The following is a 21,424-nucleotide window of genomic DNA, read 5'->3' on the forward strand; positions in this document are numbered from 1 at the left end:
GCAGCATGAAAGCTTTTACCCAGCACACTGGTCTTGTCGCGCCTTTGGATCGTGCCAACGTCGACACCGACCAGATCATCCCCAAGCAGTTTTTGAAGTCGATCAAGCGCACCGGCTTCGGCCCGAACCTGTTTGACGAGTGGCGCTACCTGGATGTGGGCCAGCCGTACCAGGACAACTCCAAGCGCCCTTTGAACAAGGATTTCGTCCTCAACGCCGAACGTTACCAAGGCGCCAGCGTGTTGCTGGCCCGCGAAAACTTCGGCTGCGGCTCCAGTCGCGAACACGCGCCATGGGCCCTTGAAGAGTACGGCTTTCGCAGCATCATTGCGCCGAGCTACGCCGACATCTTCTTCAACAACAGCTTCAAGAACGGCTTGTTGCCGATCATCCTGAGCGACGCTGAAGTCGATGAGTTGTTCCAGCAGGTCGAGGCCAACCCCGGCTATCAACTGCAGATCGACCTGGCGGCCCAGACCGTGACCCGTCCTGACGGCAAGGTGTTGCGTTTCGAGATCGATGCATTCCGTAAGCACTGCCTGCTCAACGGTCTGGACGACATCGGCCTGACCTTGCAGGACGGCGAGGCGATTGCCACGTTCGAGGCCAAGCACCGGGCGAGCCAGCCTTGGTTGTTTCGGGATGCTTGATCTTGTGTAAGGCGTGAAGATGCCATCGCGAGCAGGCTCGCTCCCACATTGGATTTGCGGCGCTGACAAAATCCCTTGTGGGAGCGAGCCTGCTCGCGATGACGCCAGAACAGACCCAGCCAAAAGGAAGTCCCCATGACCAGCACCGCCCACAGTCAGGTCGTACAAAAGCAATTCGGTGAACAGGCTTCGGCCTATCTGAGCAGTGCTGTGCACGCCCAGGGCACTGAGTTCGCCCTGCTGCAGGCTGAGCTTGCCGGGCGCGGCGAGGCCCGTGTGCTGGACCTGGGCTGCGGCGCTGGGCACGTGAGTTTCCATGTGGCGCCGCTGGCCGGTGAAGTGGTGGCCTACGACCTGTCCCAGCCAATGCTTGACGTTGTAGCTACGGCGGCAGCGGATCGTGGCCTGAGTAACATCACCACGGTGTGCGGCGCCGCCGAACGCCTGCCGTTCGCTGACGCTGAGTTCGACTTCGTGTTCAGCCGCTATTCGGCGCATCATTGGAGCGACCTGGGCTTGTCGCTGCGGGAAGTGCGCCGGGTGCTCAAGCCGGGTGGAGTGGCGGCGTTCATTGATGTCCTGTCACCCGGCATGCCGTTGTTGGACACGTACCTGCAAAGCGTTGAGGTGCTGCGTGACACCAGCCATGTTCGCGATTATTCGGCCGGCGAGTGGTTGCGCCAGGTCAGCGAGGCGGGGTTGCATACCCGCAGCACCACGCGCCAGCGTCTGCGCCTGGAGTACCAGTCGTGGGTCGAGCGCATGCGCACCCCCGAAGTGATGCGTGGGGCGATCCGTGAGCTGCAGCGATCGATGGGTGTTGAGGTGCGTGAATATTTTGAGATTGAGGCCGATGGTTCGTTCAGTACAGACGTACTGGTGCTGTGGGCCGAGCGATAGCACTTTTTCCGGCCAGTCCAAGCGCGGGCCGACAGAGCAAACGAGGAAAACATGAGCAAGCAGATTCTGATTCTCCCAGGCGACGGTATTGGCCCGGAAATCATGGCCGAAGCGGTCAAGGTCCTAGAGCTGGCGAACGACAAGTACGGCCTGGGCTTTGAACTCAGCCACGATGTGATCGGCGGCGCTGCGATCGACAAGCATGGCGTCCCCCTGGCCGATGAAACCCTGGATCGCGCGCGTGCCGCCGATGCCGTACTGCTGGGCGCCGTGGGCGGCCCGAAATGGGACAAGATCGAACGCGACATCCGTCCTGAGCGCGGCCTGCTGAAGATCCGTGCGCAACTGGGCCTGTTCGGCAATCTGCGTCCGGCAATCCTCTACCCGCAACTGGCCGACGCTTCGAGCCTGAAGCCGGAAATCGTTTCGGGCCTGGACATCCTCATCGTCCGTGAACTGACCGGCGGTATCTACTTCGGCGCCCCGCGCGGCACCCGTGAGCTGGATAATGGCGAGCGCCAGGCCTACGACACCTTGCCGTACAGCGAGAGCGAAATCCGCCGTATCGCCCGGGTCGGTTTTGATATGGCGCGGGTGCGCGGCAAAAAACTGTGCTCGGTGGACAAGGCCAACGTCCTGGCTTCCAGCCAACTGTGGCGCGAAGTGGTCGAGCAGGTGGCCAAGGATTACCCGGACATCGAACTGAGCCACATGTACGTCGATAACGCTGCCATGCAACTGGTGCGCGCGCCCAAGCAGTTCGACGTGATCGTCACCGACAATATGTTCGGTGACATCCTGTCCGATGAAGCCTCGATGCTCACCGGCTCCATCGGCATGCTGCCGTCGGCCTCCCTGGATGCCAACAACAAAGGCATGTACGAGCCATGCCACGGTTCGGCGCCGGACATTGCCGGGCAGGGCATTGCCAACCCGTTGGCAACCATCCTGTCGGTGTCGATGATGCTGCGCTACAGCTTCAGTCTCAATGACGCGGCTGATGCCATCGAGAAGGCGGTCAGTGTGGTATTGGATCAAGGTTTGCGCACGGGCGACATCTGGTCGACCGGTTGTACCAAAGTCGGTACGCAGCAAATGGGCGATGCAGTAGTCGCCGCGTTGCGTAATCTGTAATCTTTGCGGCCCACCGCTTCGACGGTGGCCCACTTTTGTATAGGTGTAGTTGCGATGAAACGTGTAGGTCTGATCGGTTGGCGCGGCATGGTCGGTTCCGTGCTCATGCAGCGAATGCTGGAAGAGCAGGATTTCGATCTCATTGAACCGGTGTTTTTCACCACCTCCAATGTCGGTGGCCAGGGCCCGTCCGTGGGCAAGGACACCGGTGCGCTCAAGGATGCCTACAGCATTGACGAGCTCAAGACCCTCGACGTGATCCTGACCTGTCAGGGTGGCGACTACACCAGCGAAGTCTTCCCAAAACTGCGTGAAGCCGGCTGGCAGGGTTACTGGATCGACGCCGCCTCCAGCCTGCGCATGCAGGACGACGCCGTGATCATTCTCGACCCGGTGAACCGCAAGGTCATCGACCAGCAACTGGACGCGGGCACCAAGAACTACATTGGCGGCAACTGCACCGTCAGCCTTATGCTGATGGGCCTGGGCGGCCTGTTCGAGGCCGGTCTGGTGGAGTGGATGAGTGCCATGACCTATCAGGCGGCCTCCGGGGCCGGCGCGCAGAACATGCGTGAACTGATCAAGCAAATGGGTGCGACCCACGCCGCTGTCGCCGATGACCTGGCCAACCCGGCCAGTGCCATCCTGGACATCGATCGCAAGGTCGCCGAGGCGATGCGCAGCGATGCGTACCCGACCGAGAACTTTGGCGTGCCGTTGGCCGGCAGCCTGATCCCGTGGATCGACAAGGAACTGCCGAACGGCCAGAGCCGTGAAGAGTGGAAGGCCCAGGCCGAAACCAACAAGATCCTCGGTCGCTTCAAGAGCCCGATCCCGGTGGACGGCATCTGCGTGCGTATCGGTGCCATGCGCTGCCACAGCCAGGCGCTGACCATCAAGTTGAACAAAGACGTGCCGATCGCCGACATCGAAGGGCTGATCAGCCAGCACAACCCTTGGGTCAAGCTGGTGCCGAACAACCGCGAAATCAGCATGCAGGAGCTGAGCCCGACCAAGGTCACCGGCACCTTGAACGTACCAGTGGGTCGTCTGCGCAAGTTGAACATGGGCTCGCAATTCGTCGGTGCCTTCACCGTCGGCGACCAGTTGCTGTGGGGCGCGGCCGAACCGCTGCGTCGCATGCTGCGGATTCTGCTCGAGCGTTGATCGGTCTCTGCTGTGAAAGAACCCGTGCCTTGTGAGAGGTGCGGGTTTTTTTATGGGAACGGTGTCGTCCGTGACATCGCCATCGCGAGCAAGCTCGCTCCCACAGTGGATCTTCAGTGGCCACAACACCTGTGGGAGCGAGCTTGCTCGCGATGGGGCCAGTACAACCACTGCAAACTCCCCTGCCAATTGCCTGCATACCCCCCACCCGGTAAAGTGCCGCTCCCCACGTTTTACCTGAGGTAGACCCATGAGCCAGTCCTTTGATATTGCCGTGATCGGCGCCACCGGTACTGTCGGCGAAACCCTTGTCCAGATTCTCGAAGAGCGTGACTTCCCGATCGGCAACCTGCACCTGCTGGCCAGCAGCGAGTCGGCGGGAAGCTCGGTGATGTTTCGCGGCAAAAATGTGCGGGTGCGCGAAGTCGACGAATTTGATTTCGGCAAAGTCCAACTGGTGTTTTTTGCCGCCGGCCCGGCGGTGACCCTGAGCTTCGCCCCGCGTGCCACGGCGGCCGGTTGCGCGTTGATTGACCTGTCCGGCGCCCTGCCGCCTGAGCAGGCGCCGCAGATCGTGCCGGAAGCCAACGCCGGGCTGCTGGCGAGTCTGAGCAAGCCGTTTCAAGTCAGCAGTCCCAGTGCGTCGGCGACCGCGCTGGCCGTGGTGCTGGCGCCGCTGCGCCAATGCCTGGCGTTGCAGCGCATCAGCCTGACCGCCAGTCTCGCTGTGTCCGCTCAGGGCCGCGTCGCCGTCAGTGAACTGGCCCGTCAGACTGCCGAGTTGCTCAATGCACGTCCCCTTGAACCGAAATTTTTCGATCGGCAGATGGCGTTCAACCTGCTGGCTCAGGTGGGTACCCCGGACGAGCAGGGTCACACGCTGCTGGAAAAGCGTCTGGTGCGTGAATTGCGTCAGGTGCTGGAACAGCCTTCGTTAAAGATTTCCGTCACTTGCATTCAAGCCCCGGTGTTTTTTGGCGATAGCTTTAGCGTGACTGTGCAGGCAGCCGGCGCCGTCGACCTGGCGAAAGTCAACGCAGCCTTGGAGGCGGCACCCGGCATCGAGCTGGTGGAGGCGGGCGATTACCCGACCCCGGTGGGCGATGCGGTAGGGCAGGATGTAGTCTACGTTGGACGTGTGCGCGGGGGGATCGATGACCCGGCGGAACTAAATATGTGGCTGACGTCAGATAACGTACGCAAGGGCGCGGCGCTCAATGCTGTGCAAGTGGCTGAGTTGTTGATAAAAGACCTGCTGTAAAAGATACTTGGCAACAATTTGTCGAATGATTCTAGCTGGGCGCTATGCTTGGCCAGAGTGCTGAAGGCGAACCTCCCTCTCGGGGCTTTCCCCGAGCATGAGTGAAACGATCGCGCGCGCCGTTGCTTCGGGGGGCGCGCAATGCCTTACGGCAGCGGCATCAACACCTTCTCGCTGGCCGAGGAATGTTCAAACAAAGGAAGAGGCTATGGTTCAAGTTCGCAAACTGGTGTTAGCAATAGCGGCCGCCTCGGCGCTGTCCTCCGGTATGGCGCAAGCACTCGGGCTCGGGGAATTGACCCTGAAGTCGCCGCCGAACCAGCCTCTGGTCGCCGAGATCGAGCTGCTCGACGTCCAGCAATTGACCGCCGCCGAAGTCGTGCCGAGCCTGGCCTCGCCCGAGGAGTTTGCCAAGGCCGGAATCGACCGCCAGGCGTTTCTCAATGACCTGACCTTCACCCCGGTAATCAATGCCAATGGCAAGAGCGTCTTGCGGGTGACTTCCAGCCAGCCGCTGTCGGAGCCGATGGTCAAGTTTCTGGTGCAGGTGATGTGGCCCAATGGCCGTCTGCTGCGCGACTACAGCGTGTTGATCGACCCTTCCAAATTCTCCCCCCAGGCGGCTGATGCCGCCCGGACGAAGCCTTCCCAGGTCGTCTCCACGCCGGTGACGGGCGCCACCAAGCCTTCCCAATACACCACCACGCCGCGCGATACACTTTGGGAAATTGCCGCCAAGGTGCGCAACGGCGGGTCGATCCAGCAAACCATGCTGGCGATCCAGGCGTTGAACCCGGACGCATTCATCAACGGCAACATCAATCTGCTCAAGACCGGCAAGGTATTGCGTCTGCCGGACCCGGTGCAAAGCACCGCGTTGCCGCAACCCCAGGCTATCGCTGAAGTGGCTGCGCAGAATGCCGCCTGGCGCCAGGGGCGGCGGGGCGTTGCGCGTTCCGGCCAGCAGCAGTTGGACGGTACCAAGCGTGGTGGCAGTCAAGCTGCACCGGCCCAGGCGGCCGGTCGCGATAATCTGAGTCTGGTCTCCGCCGAGGCCGCGAAGGCCGGCGCCAAAGGCGCTGCCGGCGATGCCCAAGCCCTGAGCAACCAGCTCGCGGTCACCCAGGAAAGCCTCGATTCGGCTCGCCGCGACAATGAAGAGCTCAAAAGCCGCATGGCGGATCTGCAGAGCCAACTGGACAAGCTGCAGCGCCTGATCGAGCTGAAGAACAATCAGCTGGCCAAAATGCAGGCTGATGGTGTCGCCGTACCGCCGCTCGATGAGTCGGCCCCGGCGATGTCGGCAGAATTGACGCCGGACCCAACGGCACAAGCTCCTGCGCCCGCGCCTGAAGCGACGCCGCCCGCGACTCCCGTGGAGCCAGCTCCGGCAGCGTCCAGCGAACAAAAGTACAACGATCTGCTGACCAATCCGATCCTGTTGGGTCTGGTTGGCGGTGGCGCGTTGATCCTGCTGTTGTTGCTGCTGTTGCTGGCCCGTCGCCGCAAGGCGCAACAGGAAGCCGAGAAGCACTTGCGCATGGCCCGAGCCCTAGAGGAGGAGGCTGATTTCTCCCCGGAGCTCGATCTGCCCCCGAGCAGCTTCGAGGGCATTGAAGTTCCACCGCCAAGCGTAAAGCTCGAACCAAAACCCGCTCCTGCGCCAGCGCCCAAGCCAGCCCCGGTGATTGCGCCCGTGATCGTCACGCCGCCGATCGCCGCGCCATTGGTGGCTCCGGCTGCCGAGCGTTCCGACGATGTGCTAGGTCAGGCCCAGTCCCACATTGATCGTGGTCGTTTGAATCAGGCGGCCGATCTGCTTGAGCAAGGCATTAAGGCCGAGCCTCAGCGCAGCGACCTGCGCCTGAAACTGATGGAAGTCTACGGTCAGCAGGGCGACCGCGATGCTTTTGTTGCCCAAGAGCGCCAATTGGTGGCCAACGGCGAAAACTATGCCCAGGTCGAACAGCTCAAAAGCCGTTTCCCGGCCATGGTGGTCGCCACCACTGCCGGTCTGGCCGCCGCGGCAGTCGCTGCCGAGCTGGACGCCCAGTACGTCAAGGATTTGCTGGAAGATACGCCGCCCACCGATGAGGAGCTCGACAGCGCCTTCGACCTGAGCCTTGAGGATCTGGAAGCCGCACCGGCAACGCCTGAGCCAGAGCCTGTCGTCGAGCTGGATGCATTCCCGTCCGATGATGACCTGGACTTCGAATCGTTGCTCAAGCAGCAGACCGAGGCCAATGAAAGCCTGGATGACCTGTCGGAGTTCGACCTTGACCTGGGTGCCGACGCCCCGGCGCCGACGCCGGCCCTGGCCGACGAAGACTTCCTGCTGGACCTGGATGACGACCTCAAGGGCCTGGATGAGCCTGCCGTCCAAACCCCTGCGGTGGCCGACACCCCGTCTGACGACCTTGAGCTGCCGGAAGATTTCGACCTATCCCTGGCCGATGAAATGGACGAGCAAGACAAACCCAAGGACGCCTTCGAGTCCGAACTGGACGATGTCAATGCCGAGCTTGAGCGCCTGTCCGACAGCCTCGCTCAGCCGACTTTTACTGCTGAAGACGCGTTGGCCAGTGCCGACGATGAGCCGGATTTCGACTTCCTCAGCGGTACCGATGAAGTGGCGACCAAGCTCGATCTGGCCCAGGCCTACATCGACATGGGTGACAACGATGGTGCCCGGGATATCCTCGGCGAAGTCCTCAGCGAAGGCGATGCCACGCAAAAGAGCGAGGCGCAGGAAATGTTGTCGCGCCTGGCCTGAGGTGATCGGGTAAACAAAAGCGGCAGCCGGTGAGGCTGCCGTTTTTGTTTGGGATGGAGTTTAGGGTGGCTGGCGGGCCTCATCGCGAGCAGGCTCGCTACCACAGAGGTTCTCGGGTATTCATAAATCCTGCGCCCAGCACAAATCCCTTGTGGGAGCGAGCCTGCTCGCGATGGCGCCAGTACATTCAACACATGACCACCGGTTGGACTGGCATCCCATCCCGCCGGCCTTATAATGCCCGCCTTTGCGTACTTCAGCAGGCTGTAATTCCTTGGCAAACATAGACAACCCGGCCGCCGAAATGGCGGCCGACGGCTTTTTCCGGATCGCCCTGGGCGTTGAATATAAAGGCTCGCGCTATCGCGGCTGGCAGCGCCAGGCCTCCGGTGTGGCGACGGTGCAGGAAACCCTCGAAAACGCACTGTCCAAAGTCGCTGATTCGCCCGTGTCGCTGCATTGTGCCGGCCGTACCGATGCCGGCGTGCACGCCTGCGGCCAGGTGGTGCATTTCGACACCCAGGTCGAGCGTTCGATGAAGGCCTGGGTCATGGGGGCCAACATCAACTTGCCTCACGACGTCAGTGTCAGCTGGGCCAAGGCAATGCCGGCGCATTTCCATGCACGCTTCAAGGCCATCGCCCGGCGTTATCGCTACGTGATCTACAACGACCAGATCCGCCCCGCGCATCTGAACGAAGAAATCACCTGGAACCACCGTCCGCTGGACGTCGAGCGCATGGCTGAAGCCGCGCAGTACCTGGTCGGTGTTCATGATTTCAGCGCCTTTCGCGCCGGCCAGTGCCAGGCCAAGTCACCGATCAAAGAGCTGCATCACCTGCGGGTGACCCGCCACGGCAAAATGATCGTGCTCGATATCCGCGCCAGCGCCTTCCTGCATCACATGGTGCGCAACATCGCGGGCGTGCTGATGACCATCGGTGCCGGTGAGCGGCCGGTGGAGTGGATCAAGGAAGTGCTCGAAAGCCGCATCCGGCGTTCCGGCGGCGTGACGGCGCACCCGTTTGGCCTGTACCTGGTGCAGGTCGAATACCACGATGAATTCGAGCTGCCGCAGCGTTACATCGGGCCACATTTCCTCACGGGCTTCTCGGAACTCGACGGCTGACGCCCTGCGCAGCATTTGCTACCATCCGGGACTTTCACGGATTTGCCTGAGGTTTTGACGACATGCCGGCCGTTCGCAGCAAGATTTGCGGGATCACCCGCGTCGAGGACGCGCTGGCGGCGGTGGAGGCTGGTGCCGATGCCATCGGGCTGGTGTTTTATGCCAAGAGCCCGCGCGCGGTGACGGTGCAGCAGGCGAGGGCGATCATCCAGGCCTTGCCTCCGTTCGTGACCCCCGTCGGCCTGTTCGTCAACGCCAGTCGTTGTGAGCTGGGCGAGATACTCGACGCGGTGCCGTTGGCCCTGTTGCAGTTTCACGGGGACGAGACGCCCGCCGATTGCGAGGGCTGGCATCGGCCGTACATCAAGGCGTTGCGGGTCAAGGCCGGTGATGACATCGCGGCCAGTTGCGATGCCTTTGCCGGTGCCAGTGGCATACTGCTGGACACCTATGTGGAAGGCGTTCCCGGTGGGACCGGTGAAGCATTCGACTGGTCGCTGGTGCCCCAGGGCCTGAGCAAACCGATTATCCTCGCCGGTGGGTTGACGGCGCAAAACGTGGCCGAAGCCATCCGTCAGGTTCGCCCTTACGCGGTCGATGTCAGCGGTGGGGTAGAGCAAAGCAAGGGCATCAAGGATCCGGCCAGGATTCGTGCGTTCATGGCCGCTGTACGCAGCAGCCAGTAGTCAATGTGACGGCTGGCAGACTGCCGCCGTCCATACCAGCACTGTACAAAGCAGGCAGGCGCCGCCTCCGGGTGGGCCGATAGCGTAGTGGTAGCCGCGGTGCCGCGGTTGCCGGGATGGCTGAGGAGGTTGGGCTGCACGCAGGTCATGCTTCGCGCTGATCGTGGTGGTCCCTCGACCCTCGCCGCACAATGAATTTAGCTCAAGGGCATACGCGGGACCGCGAACCAGAGCGTTCGGGTCACCGGTACTGGAGAAAGAAAGCATGAGCAACTGGTTGGTAGACAAACTGATCCCTTCGATCATGCGTTCCGAGGTGAAAAAAAGCTCGGTGCCTGAAGGTCTGTGGCACAAATGTCCATCCTGCGAAGCGGTGCTGTACCGCCCCGAGCTGGAAAAGACCCTGGACGTTTGCCCCAAGTGCAACCATCACATGCGCATCGGTGCGCGTGCCCGTATCGACATCTTCCTGGATGCCGAAGGCCGTGTTGAGCTGGGTGCCGACCTGGAGCCGGTGGACCGCCTGAAATTCCGCGACGGCAAGAAGTACAAGGATCGCCTGACCGCGGCCCAGAAGCAGACCGGCGAAAAAGACGCCCTGGTGTCCATGAGCGGCACCCTGCTGGGCATGCCGGTGGTGGTTTCGGCCTTCGAGTTCTCCTTCATGGGCGGCTCCATGGGGGCCATCGTCGGTGAGCGCTTCGTGCGTGCCGCCAACCATGCCCTGGAAAACCGTTGCCCGATGATCTGCTTTGCCGCTTCCGGTGGTGCGCGTATGCAGGAAGCGCTGATCTCCCTGATGCAAATGGCCAAGACCTCCGCGGTGCTGGCGCGTCTGCGTGAAGAAGGCATTCCGTTCATCTCGGTGTTGACCGACCCGGTCTACGGCGGCGTTTCCGCCAGCCTGGCGATGCTGGGCGATGTGATCGTTGGCGAGCCGAAGGCGCTGATCGGTTTTGCCGGCCCGCGCGTTATCGAGCAGACCGTGCGCGAAAAATTGCCGGAAGGCTTCCAGCGCAGTGAGTTCCTGCTGGAGCACGGCGCCATCGACATGATCATCCACCGCCAGGAGTTGCGTCCGCGTCTGGGCAATCTGCTGGCGCAACTGATGGGCCTGCCGACCCCGAAATTCGTCGCCGCCCCCATCGAGCCGATCGTGGTTCCGCCGGTGCCAGCGAACATATGACCCAACGTACCCTGGGCGATTGGCTTGCCTACCTTGAGCAGTTGCATCCGTCAGCCATCGACATGGGGCTGGAGCGCTCGCAAGCGGTAATGTCCCGCATGGGACTGGCCAAGCCGGCGCCCCGGGTCATCACCGTTACCGGCACCAATGGCAAGGGTTCGACCTGCGCCTTCGTGGCCTCGCTGTTGCGGGCCCAGGGGTTGAGCGTAGGTGTCTACAGTTCGCCGCACCTGTTGCGCTACAACGAGCGGGTGCAGATCAACGGCGTCGAAGCCTCTGACGCCGAGTTGTGCGAAGCCTTTGCTGCGGTGGAAGCCGGGCGGGGCGAGATTTCCCTTACCTATTTCGAGATGGGCACCCTGGCGGCGTTCTGGCTGTTCGCGGGTGCCGGTCTTGATGCCGTGGTGCTTGAAGTCGGCCTGGGTGGCCGGCTTGATGCTGTCAATCTGGTGGATGCGGACGTTGCGCTGGTCACCAGCATCGGTGTGGACCATACCGATTACCTGGGTGACACCCGTGAGTCCGTCGCCTTCGAGAAAGCCGGCATCTTCCGCCCGGGCGCGCCTGCGCTCTGTGGTGACCTCAATCCCCCTCAACCGTTGCTGGACAAGGTCCGCGAGTTGGGCTGTCCGTTCTTTCTGCGCGGGCGGGATTTCGACCTGGCAATGACTGAGCAGCATTGGCAATGGCGGGGCAGTGACGCCCGGGGCAATCCGGTGGAGTTGCGCGATTTGCCGCTGCTGGAGCTGCCGATGGAGAACGCCGCGCTGGCGCTCCAGGCCTACCTGTTGCTGGACCTGCCATGGCATGCCGGGCAAATTATCGAAGCGTTGCAAGCGACTCGCGTCGTCGGTCGTCTCGATCGCCGCCAGTTCGATTGGCACGGCAAGCGCCTGAATCTGTTGCTTGATGTCGGCCACAACCCTCATGCGGCGCAGTATCTGGCCGAGCGCTTGGCGCGGCGGCCGGTAGCCGGGCGCCGCCTGGCGGTATTTGGGCTGCTTGGCGACAAGGATCTGGATGGCGTTGTCGATGCGTTGGGTGCTAGTGTCCAGCATTGGGCGGTAGCACCGCTGGATTCACCGCGCTCGCGCCCGGCTGCCGAGCTACGGGAAGCCTTGCAGCGTCGCGGCGCTTGCGTAGAGACTTATGACAGCGTGGCCGCGGCGCTGGAAGGGCAGTGCGCCCTGGCGACGGTCGACGATGAGATCCTGCTGTTCGGATCATTTTTTTGTGTTGCCGAGGCCCTTCAATGGCTGGCCCGGCGCTCCACGGAGGAAGCTGCAGATGGCATTGCTGGATAAAGCGTACAAGCAGCGCATGGTCGGGGCCCTGGTATTGGTGGCCTTGGCGGTGATTTTCCTGCCGATGCTGTTTTCTCGTCAGGATGAGCAGCGCCAGGTTACGGTCGACGCTCCGGCTGCCCCCCAGGCGCCGTCTGTCGCGCCCGTGCAGGTCGAGCCGGTGCTGGTGCCTGAACCTGAAGCGCTACCCCAGGAACCCGTTCCGAGCGACGAGGAGCTGGCCGAGCAACCTGCGCCTTCCCTGCCGATCGAGCCTGCGCCGGCGGCACCCGCCACGGCAGCGCCGGCTCCGAGCAAGCCGGCAGTCGCTCCAGCCCCGGCAGCACCGGTGGCCAAGCCGGCCCCGACCCAACCGATTACCCCAGCCCCGGCCAAGCCGGATACCACGCAAAGCCGCGTGGACGCCAACGGTCTGTCGGTCAGTTGGTCCGTTCAGTTGGCCAGCCTGAGCAATCGTGAGAGTGCCGAAAAACTTCAGAAAACCCTGCGCAGCCAGGGCTACAACGCCTATATCCGCACCGCCGATGGCAAGAATCGCGTATTTGTGGGGCCGCTGATCGAGCGTGCCGAGGCTGATCGGCTGAGGGACCTGCTCAGCCGCCAGCAGAACCTCAAGGGTTTTGTGGTGCGTTTTCAGCCTGAGCGCGGTTGACGGCGGTTTGCCTGATTTGAATCACACTGACAATCGCAGCTTACCGACAGCTCTGGCCTCTGCTAAAATGCGCCGCCTTATCCGTCTGTAGGCTGCACCGTGCCATTTACCTGGGTTGACTGGGCGATCGTTGCAATCGTCGCCATCTCCGCATTGATCAGTCTGAGCCGCGGCTTCGTCAAGGAAGCCCTCTCGCTGCTGACCTGGATCATCGCGGGGGTCGTAGCCTGGATGTTTGGTGGTTCGTTGTCCCAGTACCTCGCCGGATACATTGAAACTCCGTCGGCCCGCGTGATCGCGGGCTGTGCCATCTTGTTTATCGCCACCTTGCTGGTCGGCGCAATGATCAACTACCTGATCGGCGAACTGATTCGCGTCACCGGGCTTTCCGGGACGGACCGGTTCCTGGGCATGGCCTTCGGCGCGGCGCGTGGCGCGTTGCTGGTGGTCGTGGCTGTCGGGCTATTGAGCCTGGGGCCGGTACAGCAGGATACGTGGTGGCAGGAGTCCCGGCTCGTGCCACAATTTCTATTGGTCGCAGACTGGTCCAAGAACCTGATCCTGGGTTGGAGCAGTCAGTGGCTTGCCAGCGGTATCAGCGTACCCGCTGAAATACCGTTCAAGGAACAACTCTTGCCGATGGCCAAAACGCCGCAGTGAGTGTTGTTCAGTTCAGATCCATTAAGTAGGGGTTGTGTCGCATGTGTGGCATCGTCGGTATCGTCGGTAAGTCGAACGTCAATCAGGCGCTGTATGACGCGCTAACCGTGCTCCAGCACCGCGGCCAGGACGCTGCCGGTATCGTGACCAGCCATGACGGCCGGTTATTCCTGCGCAAGGACAACGGGCTGGTGCGTGACGTGTTCCATCAGCGTCACATGCAGCGCCTGGTTGGTCACATGGGCATTGGCCATGTGCGCTACCCAACAGCGGGCAGCTCGACTTCGGCCGAAGCCCAGCCGTTCTACGTCAACTCGCCGTACGGCATCACGTTGGCGCACAACGGCAACCTGACCAACGTCGAGCAGTTGGCCAAGGAGATCTACGAATCGGACCTGCGCCACGTCAATACCAACTCCGACTCGGAAGTGATGCTCAACGTCTTCGCCCATGAACTGGCCCAGCGCGGCAAGCTGCAGCCTACCGAAGAAGACGTGTTCGCCGCTGTGACCGACGTGCATAACCGCTGCGTCGGCGGCTACTCGGTCGTGGCGATGATCACCGGTTACGGCATCGTCGGTTTCCGCGACCCCCATGGCATCCGCCCGATCGTGTTCGGCCAGCGTCACACCGACGAAGGCGTCGAGTACATGATTGCCTCGGAAAGCGTGTCCCTGGACGTGCTGGGCTTCACCCTGATTCGCGACCTGGCCCCGGGCGAAGCGGTCTACATCACCGAAGACGGCAAGTTGTTCACCCGCCAGTGCGCGACCAACCCGAGCCTGACTCCGTGCATCTTCGAGCACGTCTACCTGGCGCGCCCGGACTCGATCATCGACGGCATCTCGGTCTATAAGGCCCGCCTGCGCATGGGCGAGAAACTGGCCGACAAGATCTTGCGCGAGCGGCCGGACCACGACATCGACGTGGTCATCCCGATCCCGGACACCAGCCGCACCGCGGCCCTGGAACTGGCGAACCACCTGGGCGTCAAGTTCCGCGAAGGCTTCGTGAAGAACCGTTACATCGGCCGTACCTTCATCATGCCCGGCCAGGCCGCGCGGAAAAAATCGGTACGCCAGAAGCTCAACGCCATCGAACTGGAATTTCGCGGCAAGAACGTGATGCTGGTGGATGACTCCATCGTGCGCGGAACCACGTGCAAGCAGATCATCCAGATGGCCCGTGAAGCCGGTGCCAAGAACGTATACTTCTGCTCGGCGGCGCCGGCCGTGCGTTATCCGAACGTCTACGGCATCGACATGCCGAGCGCCCACGAGCTGATCGCCCACAATCGCACTACCCAGGAAGTGGCCGACCTGATCGGCGCCGACTGGCTGATCTATCAGGACCTGCCGGACCTGATAGAAGCGGTGGGTGGTGGCAAGATCAAGATCGAGCAGTTCGACTGCGCAGTGTTTGACGGCAAGTACGTCACCGGTGACGTCGATGAGGCCTACCTGAACAAGATCGAGAACGCTCGTAACGATGCGTCCAAGGCCAAGACCCAGGCGGTCAGCGCGATCATCGATCTGTACAACAACTGAGTGACAAGCCGGCCCTGAGGGGCCGGTTTGCGTTTAATGACTACAGGAGCGACAGCATGAGTCAGGATTGGGATGCCGGTCGGCTGGACAGCGACCTTGAGGGTGTAGCGTTCGATACCCTGGCGGTCCGCGCCGGTCAGCACCGCACGCCGGAAGCCGAGCATGGCGATCCGATGTTCTTCACGTCCAGCTACGTGTTCCGTACCGCTGCCGATGCGGCGGCCCGGTTTGCCGGCGAGGTGCCGGGCAACGTCTACTCGCGCTACACCAACCCCACCGTGCGGGCTTTCGAAGAGCGCCTCGCTGCTCTGGAAGGTGCCGAGCAGGCTGTGGCCACCGCCACCGGCATGGCGGCGATCATGGCCGTGGTCATGAGCTTTTGCAGCGCTGGCGACCACGTGCTGGTGTCGCGCAGTGTCTTCGGCTCGACCATCAGCCTGTTCGAAAAGTACTTCAAGCGTTTCGGCGTGGAAGTCGATTACGTGCCCCTGGCGGACTTGTCCGGTTGGGATGCGGCAATCAAGCCCAATACCAAGATGCTGTTTGTCGAATCGCCGTCCAACCCCCTGGCCGAGCTGGTGGACATCGCCGCGTTGGCGGAAATCGCCCACGCCAAGGGCGCCATGCTGGTGGTCGATAACTGCTTCTGCACGCCGGCGTTGCAACAGCCACTGAAGCTGGGTGCCGACGTGGTGGTGCATTCGGCGACCAAGTTCATCGACGGCCAGGGTCGTTGCATGGGCGGCGTGGTGGCCGGTCGTGGCGAGCAGATGAAAGAAGTGGTGGGCTTCCTGCGCACCGCCGGGCCGACCTTGAGTCCGTTCAACGCCTGGATCTTCCTCAAAGGCCTGGAAACCCTGGGCCTGCGTATGAAAGCCCATTGCGCCAACGCCCAACTGCTGGCTGAGTGGCTGGAGCAGCAGGATGGCATCGAGAAAGTGCACTACGCCGGCCTCAAGAGCCATCCGCAACATGACCTGGCCGCGCGTCAGCAGCGCGGTTTCGGTGCGGTGGTGAGCTTCGAGGTCAAAGGGGGCAAGGAGGGCGCCTGGCGCTTCATCGACGCCACCCGGTTGATTTCCATCACCGCCAACCTGGGTGACAGCAAAACCACCATCACTCACCCAAGCACCACCTCCCACGGTCGCCTGACGCCCCAGGAGCGTGAAGCAGCGGGCATCCGCGACAGCCTGATCCGCGTCGCGGTGGGTCTGGAGGACGTGGCTGACCTGCAAGCCGATCTGGCCCGTGGGTTGGCCGCCTTGTGATCGAGCTGGCAACGCCGCACGGCGGCACTCATGGCCGGGTAGCACTGGTGACAGGCGCCGCGCGGGGTATCGGCCTGGGGATTGCCACCTGGCTGATCTGTGAAGGCTGGCAGGTGGTGCTGACTGACCTGGATCGTGAGCGCGGCTCCAAGGTCGCCAAGACGCTGGGGGAGAACGCCTGGTTCATCACCATGGACGTGGCGGACGAGACGCAAGTCGCCACGGGAATCGCCGAGGTGTTGGGCCAGTTTGGGCGGCTTGACGCGCTGGTGTGCAACGCGGCCATCGCCGATCCCCACAACATCACCCTGGAAAGCCTGGATCTGGCCTACTGGAATCGGGTCCTGGCGGTGAACCTGGGTGGTCCCATGCTGCTGGCCAAGCATTGTGCTCCTTACCTGCGTGCCCACAATGGCGCCATCGTCAACCTGGCCTCGACCCGTGCCGCACAATCAGAACCCGACACCGAAGCCTATGCGGCAAGCAAGGGCGGCTTGCTGGCCTTGACCCATGCCTTGGCGATCAGCCTTGGGCCGGAGATCCGGGTCAATGCTGTCAGCCCCGGCTGGATCGACGCACGGGACCCGTCCCAGCGTCGCGCGCAGCCGCTCAGCGATGCCGATCATGCTCAGCATCCGGCAGGCAGGGTAGGCACGGTGGAGGATGTAGCGGCGATGGTGGCGTGGCTGTTGTCGCGCAATGCCGGTTTTGTCACGGGCCAGGAGTTCGTGGTGGACGGCGGCATGACCAAGAAAATGATTTATGAGTGAGAGCGGTTGTGCGTGCCGCTTGAACTGTTTTGAAAAAACTTCAACCCTGCTATTGACTTAGCTTCGGTACCTGCGTAAATTTCGCGGCCTCAACGAAGCAAAGGGTGATTAGCTCAGCTGGGAGAGCGTCTGCCTTACAAGCAGAATGTCGGCGGTTCGATCCCGTCATCACCCACCATGTTTTACGAGAGTTTTGCGAAAGCAAGACGGAAGCTGTTAAAAGCCTCCACCGACGCGCAGCGGTAGTTCAGTCGGTTAGAATACCGGCCTGTCACGCCGGGGGTCGCGGGTTCGAGTCCCGTCCGCTGCGCCATATTTTCCGAAGCAGGTTCGCCTGGTTCGAGATCCAAACCCAAGAGGTTGGATCAGACGAGTTAACTGGACGCAAGTCCATAGCGATACGCAGCGGTAGTTCAGTCGGTTAGAATACCGGCCTGTCACGCCGGGGGTCGCGGGTTCGAGTCCCGTCCGCTGCGCCATATCTGCTTCGAGGCCCACTGAACGCCTTGAAGCTAAGAAGAAAGCTGAAAAGCTACTTCTAGTCGATAGCAAAGACCCTGGTCGAAAGACCGGGGTTTTTTGTTTTCGGGATAATGACACTGAAAGGTTGGAACGCGCCCGTGGCGAGGGAGCTTGCTCCCGCTGGGCTGCGCAGCAGCCCTTTTCTATGAAGTCGTCCGACGAGTCTCAGAACCCAAGCCTATCCCGCAGCCCGTAATACCAAGCCCCCATCGCCGCAAACGGCGTACGCAACAACTGACCGCCGGGGAAGGGGTAGTGGGGCAGGTCCGCAAACGCATCGAAACGCTCAGCCTGGCCACGCAGCGCCTCGGCCAGGACCTTGCCCGCCAGGTGCGTATACGTCACGCCATGGCCGCTGCAGCCCTGGGAATAATAAATGTTGTCCCCCAGGCGCCCGACCTGCGGAAGGCGCGATAGCGTCAGCAGGAAGTTTCCGGTCCAGGCGTAGTCGATCTTCACGTCCTTGAGCTGCGGGAATGCCTTGAGCATCTTCGGACGAATGATCGCTTCAATATTCGCCGGATCCCTCGCGCCATACACCACGCCGCCGCCGAAAATCAGACGCTTGTCGCCCGTGAGTCGGTAGTAATCGAGCAAGTAATTGCAGTCTTCAACACAATAATCCTGGGGCAACAGGCTGCGAGCCAGCTCATCGCCCAACGCTTCGGTAGCAATCACCTGTGTACCGCAAGGCATGGACTTGGCTGCCAGCTCCGGCACCAAATTGCCCAAGTAAGCATTGCCCGCCACGATGATGAACTTGGCCCTGACCTTGCCCTGCGGTGTATGCACAACCGGGCTGGCGCCACGCTCGATGCGCACCGCCGGCGACTGCTCATAAATCACCCCGCCAAGAGACTCCACCGCCGCCGCCTCACCGAGGGCCAGGTTCAGCGGATGAATATGCCCACCGCTCATGTCCAGCATCCCGCCCACATACTCCTCGCAGGCCACCACCTCGCGAATACGCCGCTGATCGAGCAACTCAAGCTGGGTATGCCCGAAACGCTCCCACAAACGCTTCTGCGACTCCAGATGGCCCATTTGCTTGGCGGTAAGGGCAGCGAATACTCCGCCATCCTTCAAATCACACTGAATCTGATACTTCGCCACCCGCTCGCGAATGATCCGACCGCCCTCGAACGCCATATTGCCCAGCAACTGCGCCTGCTGAGGCCCGACACTGCGCTCGATCACGTCGATGTCGCGGCTGTAACTGTTAACGATCTGCCCGCCATTACGACCTGAAGCGCCAAAGCCAACCTTTGCCGCCTCAAGGACCGTGACCTTGAAACCGTTCTCCAGCAGAAACAGCGCAGAGGACAGGCCGGTGTAACCAGCGCCGATCACGCAAACATCCGTTTCGACATCATCCTGCAGGGCAGGGCGAGCTGGAACCGGATTGGCCGACGCGGCGTAATAAGATTCTGGATACGGTGTGTTCGCCATTCTGCAACCTCTGTTTTATATTTTTTACGAATGCGCCGATCCTACCCGAGATAAAAATCAGCCGCCAGCCACCGCCAAATCTTCGGCGCTTTGGCGAAATTAAATATTTTGCATATTCATAGGGTTAGGTGAAAAAAAGGTATTGACACCCCTTCGGAATTCCGTAGAATGCCGCCTCACAGCAGGCACGTAGCTCAGTTGGTTAGAGCACCACCTTGACATGGTGGGGGTCGTTGGTTCGAGTCCAATCGCGCCTACCAAACAAAATCCGCTCTGCTGGGCGGTCTAGAGGGGTCAACCGAGAGGTTGGCCCTTTTTTGCGTCTGGGGTTTGGGGAAACCTATACAGTGAAAGTCACTGATAGCCCGCTGATGCGCGAGCTTTTTCGCTACTCAACGGCCATTGGCGATATCTGCTTCGGCCTCGCCAATCAGATCGTCGAGAGATACTCGAACAGGTGTTTCGTTGGCGTCGAGACGTGCATTGACCAGGTGTACGAGTTCCAGTTCGTCCAGGCGCTCGACCATCGCCTCATAGACATTCGCCGGGACCATGTAGCCCACAACGCGGTTGTGGTTCAGCACGGCCACAGGTAAGCCATTGGTGCTGCTCAAGACGGAAGATGGGTTCTTCTTGAGTTCAGATACGCTGACGGCCACATCGGCAAGAATATTTTGCATGGATATGACTCCTGAATAGGTCTTTATTCTGGTCTTTTTATTCTGGAGTGACCACTGCCCAGAATCTCCATGCCAGGCCCAAGTCCAGTCAAACCACGGGACATCGCTCAGTCCGTCGTGCGTATGCCGCTGGCGTATTTGCTCCGCTACCTTCTTCACCAGTGAGCATCCCGACGCTTAGTTTTCGTCCTTGCTGATTTATGTCAAAAGCGGGCGACTTATGAGTCGCCCGCTTTTTGTAGGTCTCAGTTTCTAAAAGCAAGGACTCGGTCCGATTGTCTACCGCTTGCGCTGACATCAATCCGCAGTAGAAAAGGGGACAGATTTATTTTTACTTCGCTGCGCTGAGAGTTTTCATCGAATGTATTCGCTTGGATCAACTGGCAGCCGGCTAGAAAATAAATCTATCCCCTTTTAGCCCGTCCCCTTTCAGCCCTTCGCACGGCCCGGTCCAGCGCCGAGCTTCTTGTTTCTGGTGAGTACCTACTCTGCTATCGTGGTGCCCCTAGATCGAAATGGAAGCATCAAAGAATGGATTCATGGATGACTGTGGCCGTCGCCATCATGGTGTCGATCAGCGCTCAAGCGGTAGCGGAAGATAAGGGCTCGTATCAAAACTCGATGATGATGATAACGCTGGCACCTACCTTCCTTCTTGCAGGAACGACTGGGCTCTCTCTGCAGGCTACAAAGAACTTCAAGCCTGCCAAGGCTGATGCGCTCGCGTTTATGGGTTCAGATGGCGAGATCCGCGGTGCACAGTTCGAACAGGCTTGCCGATATTACCGCGCGACCTACACGTCACCTCTGATGTCTGATATGCAACTTGCTCAGGCAATCGCGACGTCCTATTGAAGAAAGATTGGGAAGAGCTGCACAGTTGTTTACTAAAGCGGACCTGGTTTCACTAACGATATGGAAATCTCATGAATAAAGTCATCACAATTTTCGCTATCTTCGCTCTTACCGGCTGTGCCTATCAGAAATCCCAGTACGTGCTGGACATAGAAAACGCGCCAGTGCCGACGACTCCTGAAGCAACGACCAGCGAGTGTGCTCGCATCTACGATGAAATCGATAAGAATAACCAAGCTATGGCTCGCAGCTACCAAGACGGTAGCTTCACCATGAAGGCTCAGAACGAAAAGGATGCGCGTAACGAAGCGTTATCCATTCGGACATTCAAGATAGGCTGTCCTCGACGGTAACGGCTTTCTCCTGAACCCCAGCTTTGAAGTGGAGGAAACGGGACATACCACGATTATGAATCGGGCCGATTACAAGAGGCCCCAAAATCGGGGCCTTTTCCCAGTTTTACCCCTGACCCTATGGCAAAGGGCAAGCCCTGTTATGCGGCTCGTAGTGGCGAAGTAATGGTGCTAAATTCTATGCATTCAGCATGTATGAATCGCCTGACGAGGCGGGGAGATATAGGCACCACGATCTACTCGCGTCGGTCAGCCAAATCGGCACAACCCAGGAACTCGCAATCACAGGAAGTGGACCATGAAAATCATCACCCTAGTACTGGCAGCAATTATTGCAGTCACCTCTGTATCCGCAATTGCTCATGGTGGCCGTACGGACAAGCAGGGCTGTCATAACGACAAGAAAGCTGGAACACGCCACTGCCATTGACCCGAACAGCACCGGGATCTGAAGAGGCTGCGGTCTTCTCAAGTGGAT

20 protein-coding genes and 4 tRNA genes are annotated in these 21,424 nt (G+C 60.8%); 22 read left to right on the forward strand and 2 right to left on the reverse strand.

Translation table 11 applies throughout. The features are described from left to right. The first annotated feature begins 5 nt into the window (after positions 1–5). From leuD to CRX69_RS14830, 18 genes are all read left to right on the forward strand, one after another. Positions 6–650 (forward strand): 3-isopropylmalate dehydratase small subunit, encoded by a 645-nt coding sequence (leuD, locus tag CRX69_RS14745; protein WP_047229245.1) that lies wholly within the window; start codon positions 6–8, stop codon positions 648–650. A gap of 135 nt (positions 651–785) precedes the next feature. Beyond that, positions 786–1,550: a class I SAM-dependent methyltransferase gene (locus CRX69_RS14750; protein WP_107322243.1), complete on the forward strand. Its 765-nt coding sequence runs from the start codon at positions 786–788 to the stop codon at positions 1,548–1,550. 51 nt (positions 1,551–1,601) lie between these two features. Beyond that, positions 1,602–2,684 carry a 3-isopropylmalate dehydrogenase gene (gene leuB, locus CRX69_RS14755; protein ID WP_047229243.1) on the forward strand — a complete coding sequence of 361 codons (1,083 nt, stop codon included), beginning with the start codon at positions 1,602–1,604 and terminating at the stop codon, positions 2,682–2,684. A 54-nt stretch (positions 2,685–2,738) separates the two neighbouring features. Next, positions 2,739–3,851: an aspartate-semialdehyde dehydrogenase gene (gene asd / locus CRX69_RS14760; protein ID WP_047229242.1), complete on the forward strand. Its 1,113-nt coding sequence runs from the start codon at positions 2,739–2,741 to the stop codon at positions 3,849–3,851. A 250-nt stretch (positions 3,852–4,101) separates the two neighbouring features. Next, positions 4,102–5,112, forward strand: coding sequence for an aspartate-semialdehyde dehydrogenase (locus CRX69_RS14765; protein ID WP_107322244.1), 1,011 nt, complete (start codon positions 4,102–4,104; stop codon positions 5,110–5,112). Positions 5,113–5,320: 208 nt separating this feature from the next. After that, a complete protein-coding gene (locus CRX69_RS14770) occupies positions 5,321–7,885 on the forward strand; it encodes a FimV/HubP family polar landmark protein (RefSeq protein ID WP_047229240.1) in 2,565 nt (854 codons plus the stop codon). A gap of 304 nt (positions 7,886–8,189) precedes the next feature. Next, positions 8,190–9,014, forward strand: coding sequence for a tRNA pseudouridine(38-40) synthase TruA (truA, locus tag CRX69_RS14775; RefSeq protein ID WP_047229296.1), 825 nt, complete (start codon positions 8,190–8,192; stop codon positions 9,012–9,014). 62 nt (positions 9,015–9,076) lie between these two features. Further along, positions 9,077–9,700, forward strand: a complete 624-nt coding sequence (locus CRX69_RS14780) for a phosphoribosylanthranilate isomerase (RefSeq protein WP_047229239.1) — start codon at positions 9,077–9,079, stop codon at positions 9,698–9,700. 265 nt (positions 9,701–9,965) lie between these two features. Beyond that, positions 9,966–10,886 carry an acetyl-CoA carboxylase, carboxyltransferase subunit beta gene (gene accD / locus CRX69_RS14785; RefSeq protein ID WP_047229238.1) on the forward strand — a complete coding sequence of 307 codons (921 nt, stop codon included), beginning with the start codon at positions 9,966–9,968 and terminating at the stop codon, positions 10,884–10,886. After that, the gene (folC, locus tag CRX69_RS14790; RefSeq protein WP_047229237.1) at positions 10,883–12,190 is read left to right on the forward strand and encodes a bifunctional tetrahydrofolate synthase/dihydrofolate synthase; all 1,308 of its coding nucleotides are present in this window, start codon (positions 10,883–10,885) and stop codon (positions 12,188–12,190) included. Before accD ends, folC begins: the two co-directional genes overlap by 4 nt. After that, on the forward strand, positions 12,174–12,842 hold the full coding sequence (locus CRX69_RS14795; RefSeq protein ID WP_047229236.1) for an SPOR domain-containing protein: 669 nt from the start codon (positions 12,174–12,176) through the stop codon (positions 12,840–12,842). The genes folC and CRX69_RS14795 overlap by 17 nt, the downstream gene beginning before the upstream one ends. Positions 12,843–12,941: 99 nt before the next feature. Further along, positions 12,942–13,502, forward strand: coding sequence for a CvpA family protein (locus tag CRX69_RS14800; protein ID WP_039593931.1), 561 nt, complete (start codon positions 12,942–12,944; stop codon positions 13,500–13,502). A gap of 41 nt (positions 13,503–13,543) precedes the next feature. Further along, a complete protein-coding gene (gene purF / locus CRX69_RS14805) occupies positions 13,544–15,049 on the forward strand; it encodes an amidophosphoribosyltransferase (RefSeq protein ID WP_047229235.1) in 1,506 nt (501 codons plus the stop codon). 56 nt (positions 15,050–15,105) lie between these two features. Further along, on the forward strand, positions 15,106–16,317 hold the full coding sequence (locus CRX69_RS14810; protein ID WP_047229234.1) for an O-succinylhomoserine sulfhydrylase: 1,212 nt from the start codon (positions 15,106–15,108) through the stop codon (positions 16,315–16,317). Beyond that, the gene (locus tag CRX69_RS14815; protein ID WP_047229233.1) at positions 16,314–17,087 is read left to right on the forward strand and encodes an SDR family oxidoreductase; all 774 of its coding nucleotides are present in this window, start codon (positions 16,314–16,316) and stop codon (positions 17,085–17,087) included. Before CRX69_RS14810 ends, CRX69_RS14815 begins: the two co-directional genes overlap by 4 nt. 102 nt (positions 17,088–17,189) lie before the next feature. Continuing rightward, a tRNA-Val gene (locus tag CRX69_RS14820) sits at positions 17,190–17,265 on the forward strand. Between the two features lie 58 nt (positions 17,266–17,323). Then, positions 17,324–17,400: transfer RNA gene (locus tag CRX69_RS14825), tRNA-Asp, on the forward strand. 89 nt (positions 17,401–17,489) lie between these two features. Then, positions 17,490–17,566, forward strand: a tRNA-Asp gene (locus tag CRX69_RS14830). A gap of 208 nt (positions 17,567–17,774) precedes the next feature. Here the strand turns inward: CRX69_RS14830 and CRX69_RS14835 are convergent. Beyond that, the gene (locus CRX69_RS14835) at positions 17,775–19,058 is read right to left on the reverse strand and encodes an NAD(P)/FAD-dependent oxidoreductase (protein ID WP_107322245.1); all 1,284 of its coding nucleotides are present in this window, start codon (positions 19,056–19,058) and stop codon (positions 17,775–17,777) included. A 183-nt stretch (positions 19,059–19,241) separates the two neighbouring features. Here CRX69_RS14835 and CRX69_RS14840 point away from each other — a divergent pair. Next, a tRNA-Val gene (locus tag CRX69_RS14840) sits at positions 19,242–19,318 on the forward strand. A gap of 132 nt (positions 19,319–19,450) precedes the next feature. On the opposite strand, the gene CRX69_RS14845 is transcribed toward CRX69_RS14840, so the two are convergent. Beyond that, positions 19,451–19,738 carry a type II toxin-antitoxin system Phd/YefM family antitoxin gene (locus CRX69_RS14845; protein ID WP_107322246.1) on the reverse strand — a complete coding sequence of 96 codons (288 nt, stop codon included), beginning with the start codon at positions 19,736–19,738 and terminating at the stop codon, positions 19,451–19,453. A 531-nt stretch (positions 19,739–20,269) separates the two neighbouring features. Between CRX69_RS14845 and CRX69_RS14850 the strand changes: the two genes are divergently transcribed. From CRX69_RS14850 to CRX69_RS14860, 3 genes are all read left to right on the forward strand, one after another. Beyond that, positions 20,270–20,593: a DUF2388 domain-containing protein gene (locus CRX69_RS14850; protein WP_047230558.1), complete on the forward strand. Its 324-nt coding sequence runs from the start codon at positions 20,270–20,272 to the stop codon at positions 20,591–20,593. Positions 20,594–20,664: 71 nt separating this feature from the next. Beyond that, positions 20,665–20,946, forward strand: a complete 282-nt coding sequence (locus CRX69_RS14855) for a hypothetical protein (protein ID WP_076383936.1) — start codon at positions 20,665–20,667, stop codon at positions 20,944–20,946. A 298-nt stretch (positions 20,947–21,244) separates the two neighbouring features. Further along, positions 21,245–21,376 (forward strand): YHYH domain-containing protein, encoded by a 132-nt coding sequence (locus CRX69_RS14860; RefSeq protein ID WP_107322247.1) that lies wholly within the window; start codon positions 21,245–21,247, stop codon positions 21,374–21,376. Positions 21,377–21,424: the final 48 nt, after the last annotated feature.

It is taken from the genome of Pseudomonas rhizophila, assembly GCF_003033885.1.
Classification (GTDB): Bacteria; Pseudomonadota; Gammaproteobacteria; order Pseudomonadales; family Pseudomonadaceae; genus Aquipseudomonas; species Aquipseudomonas rhizophila.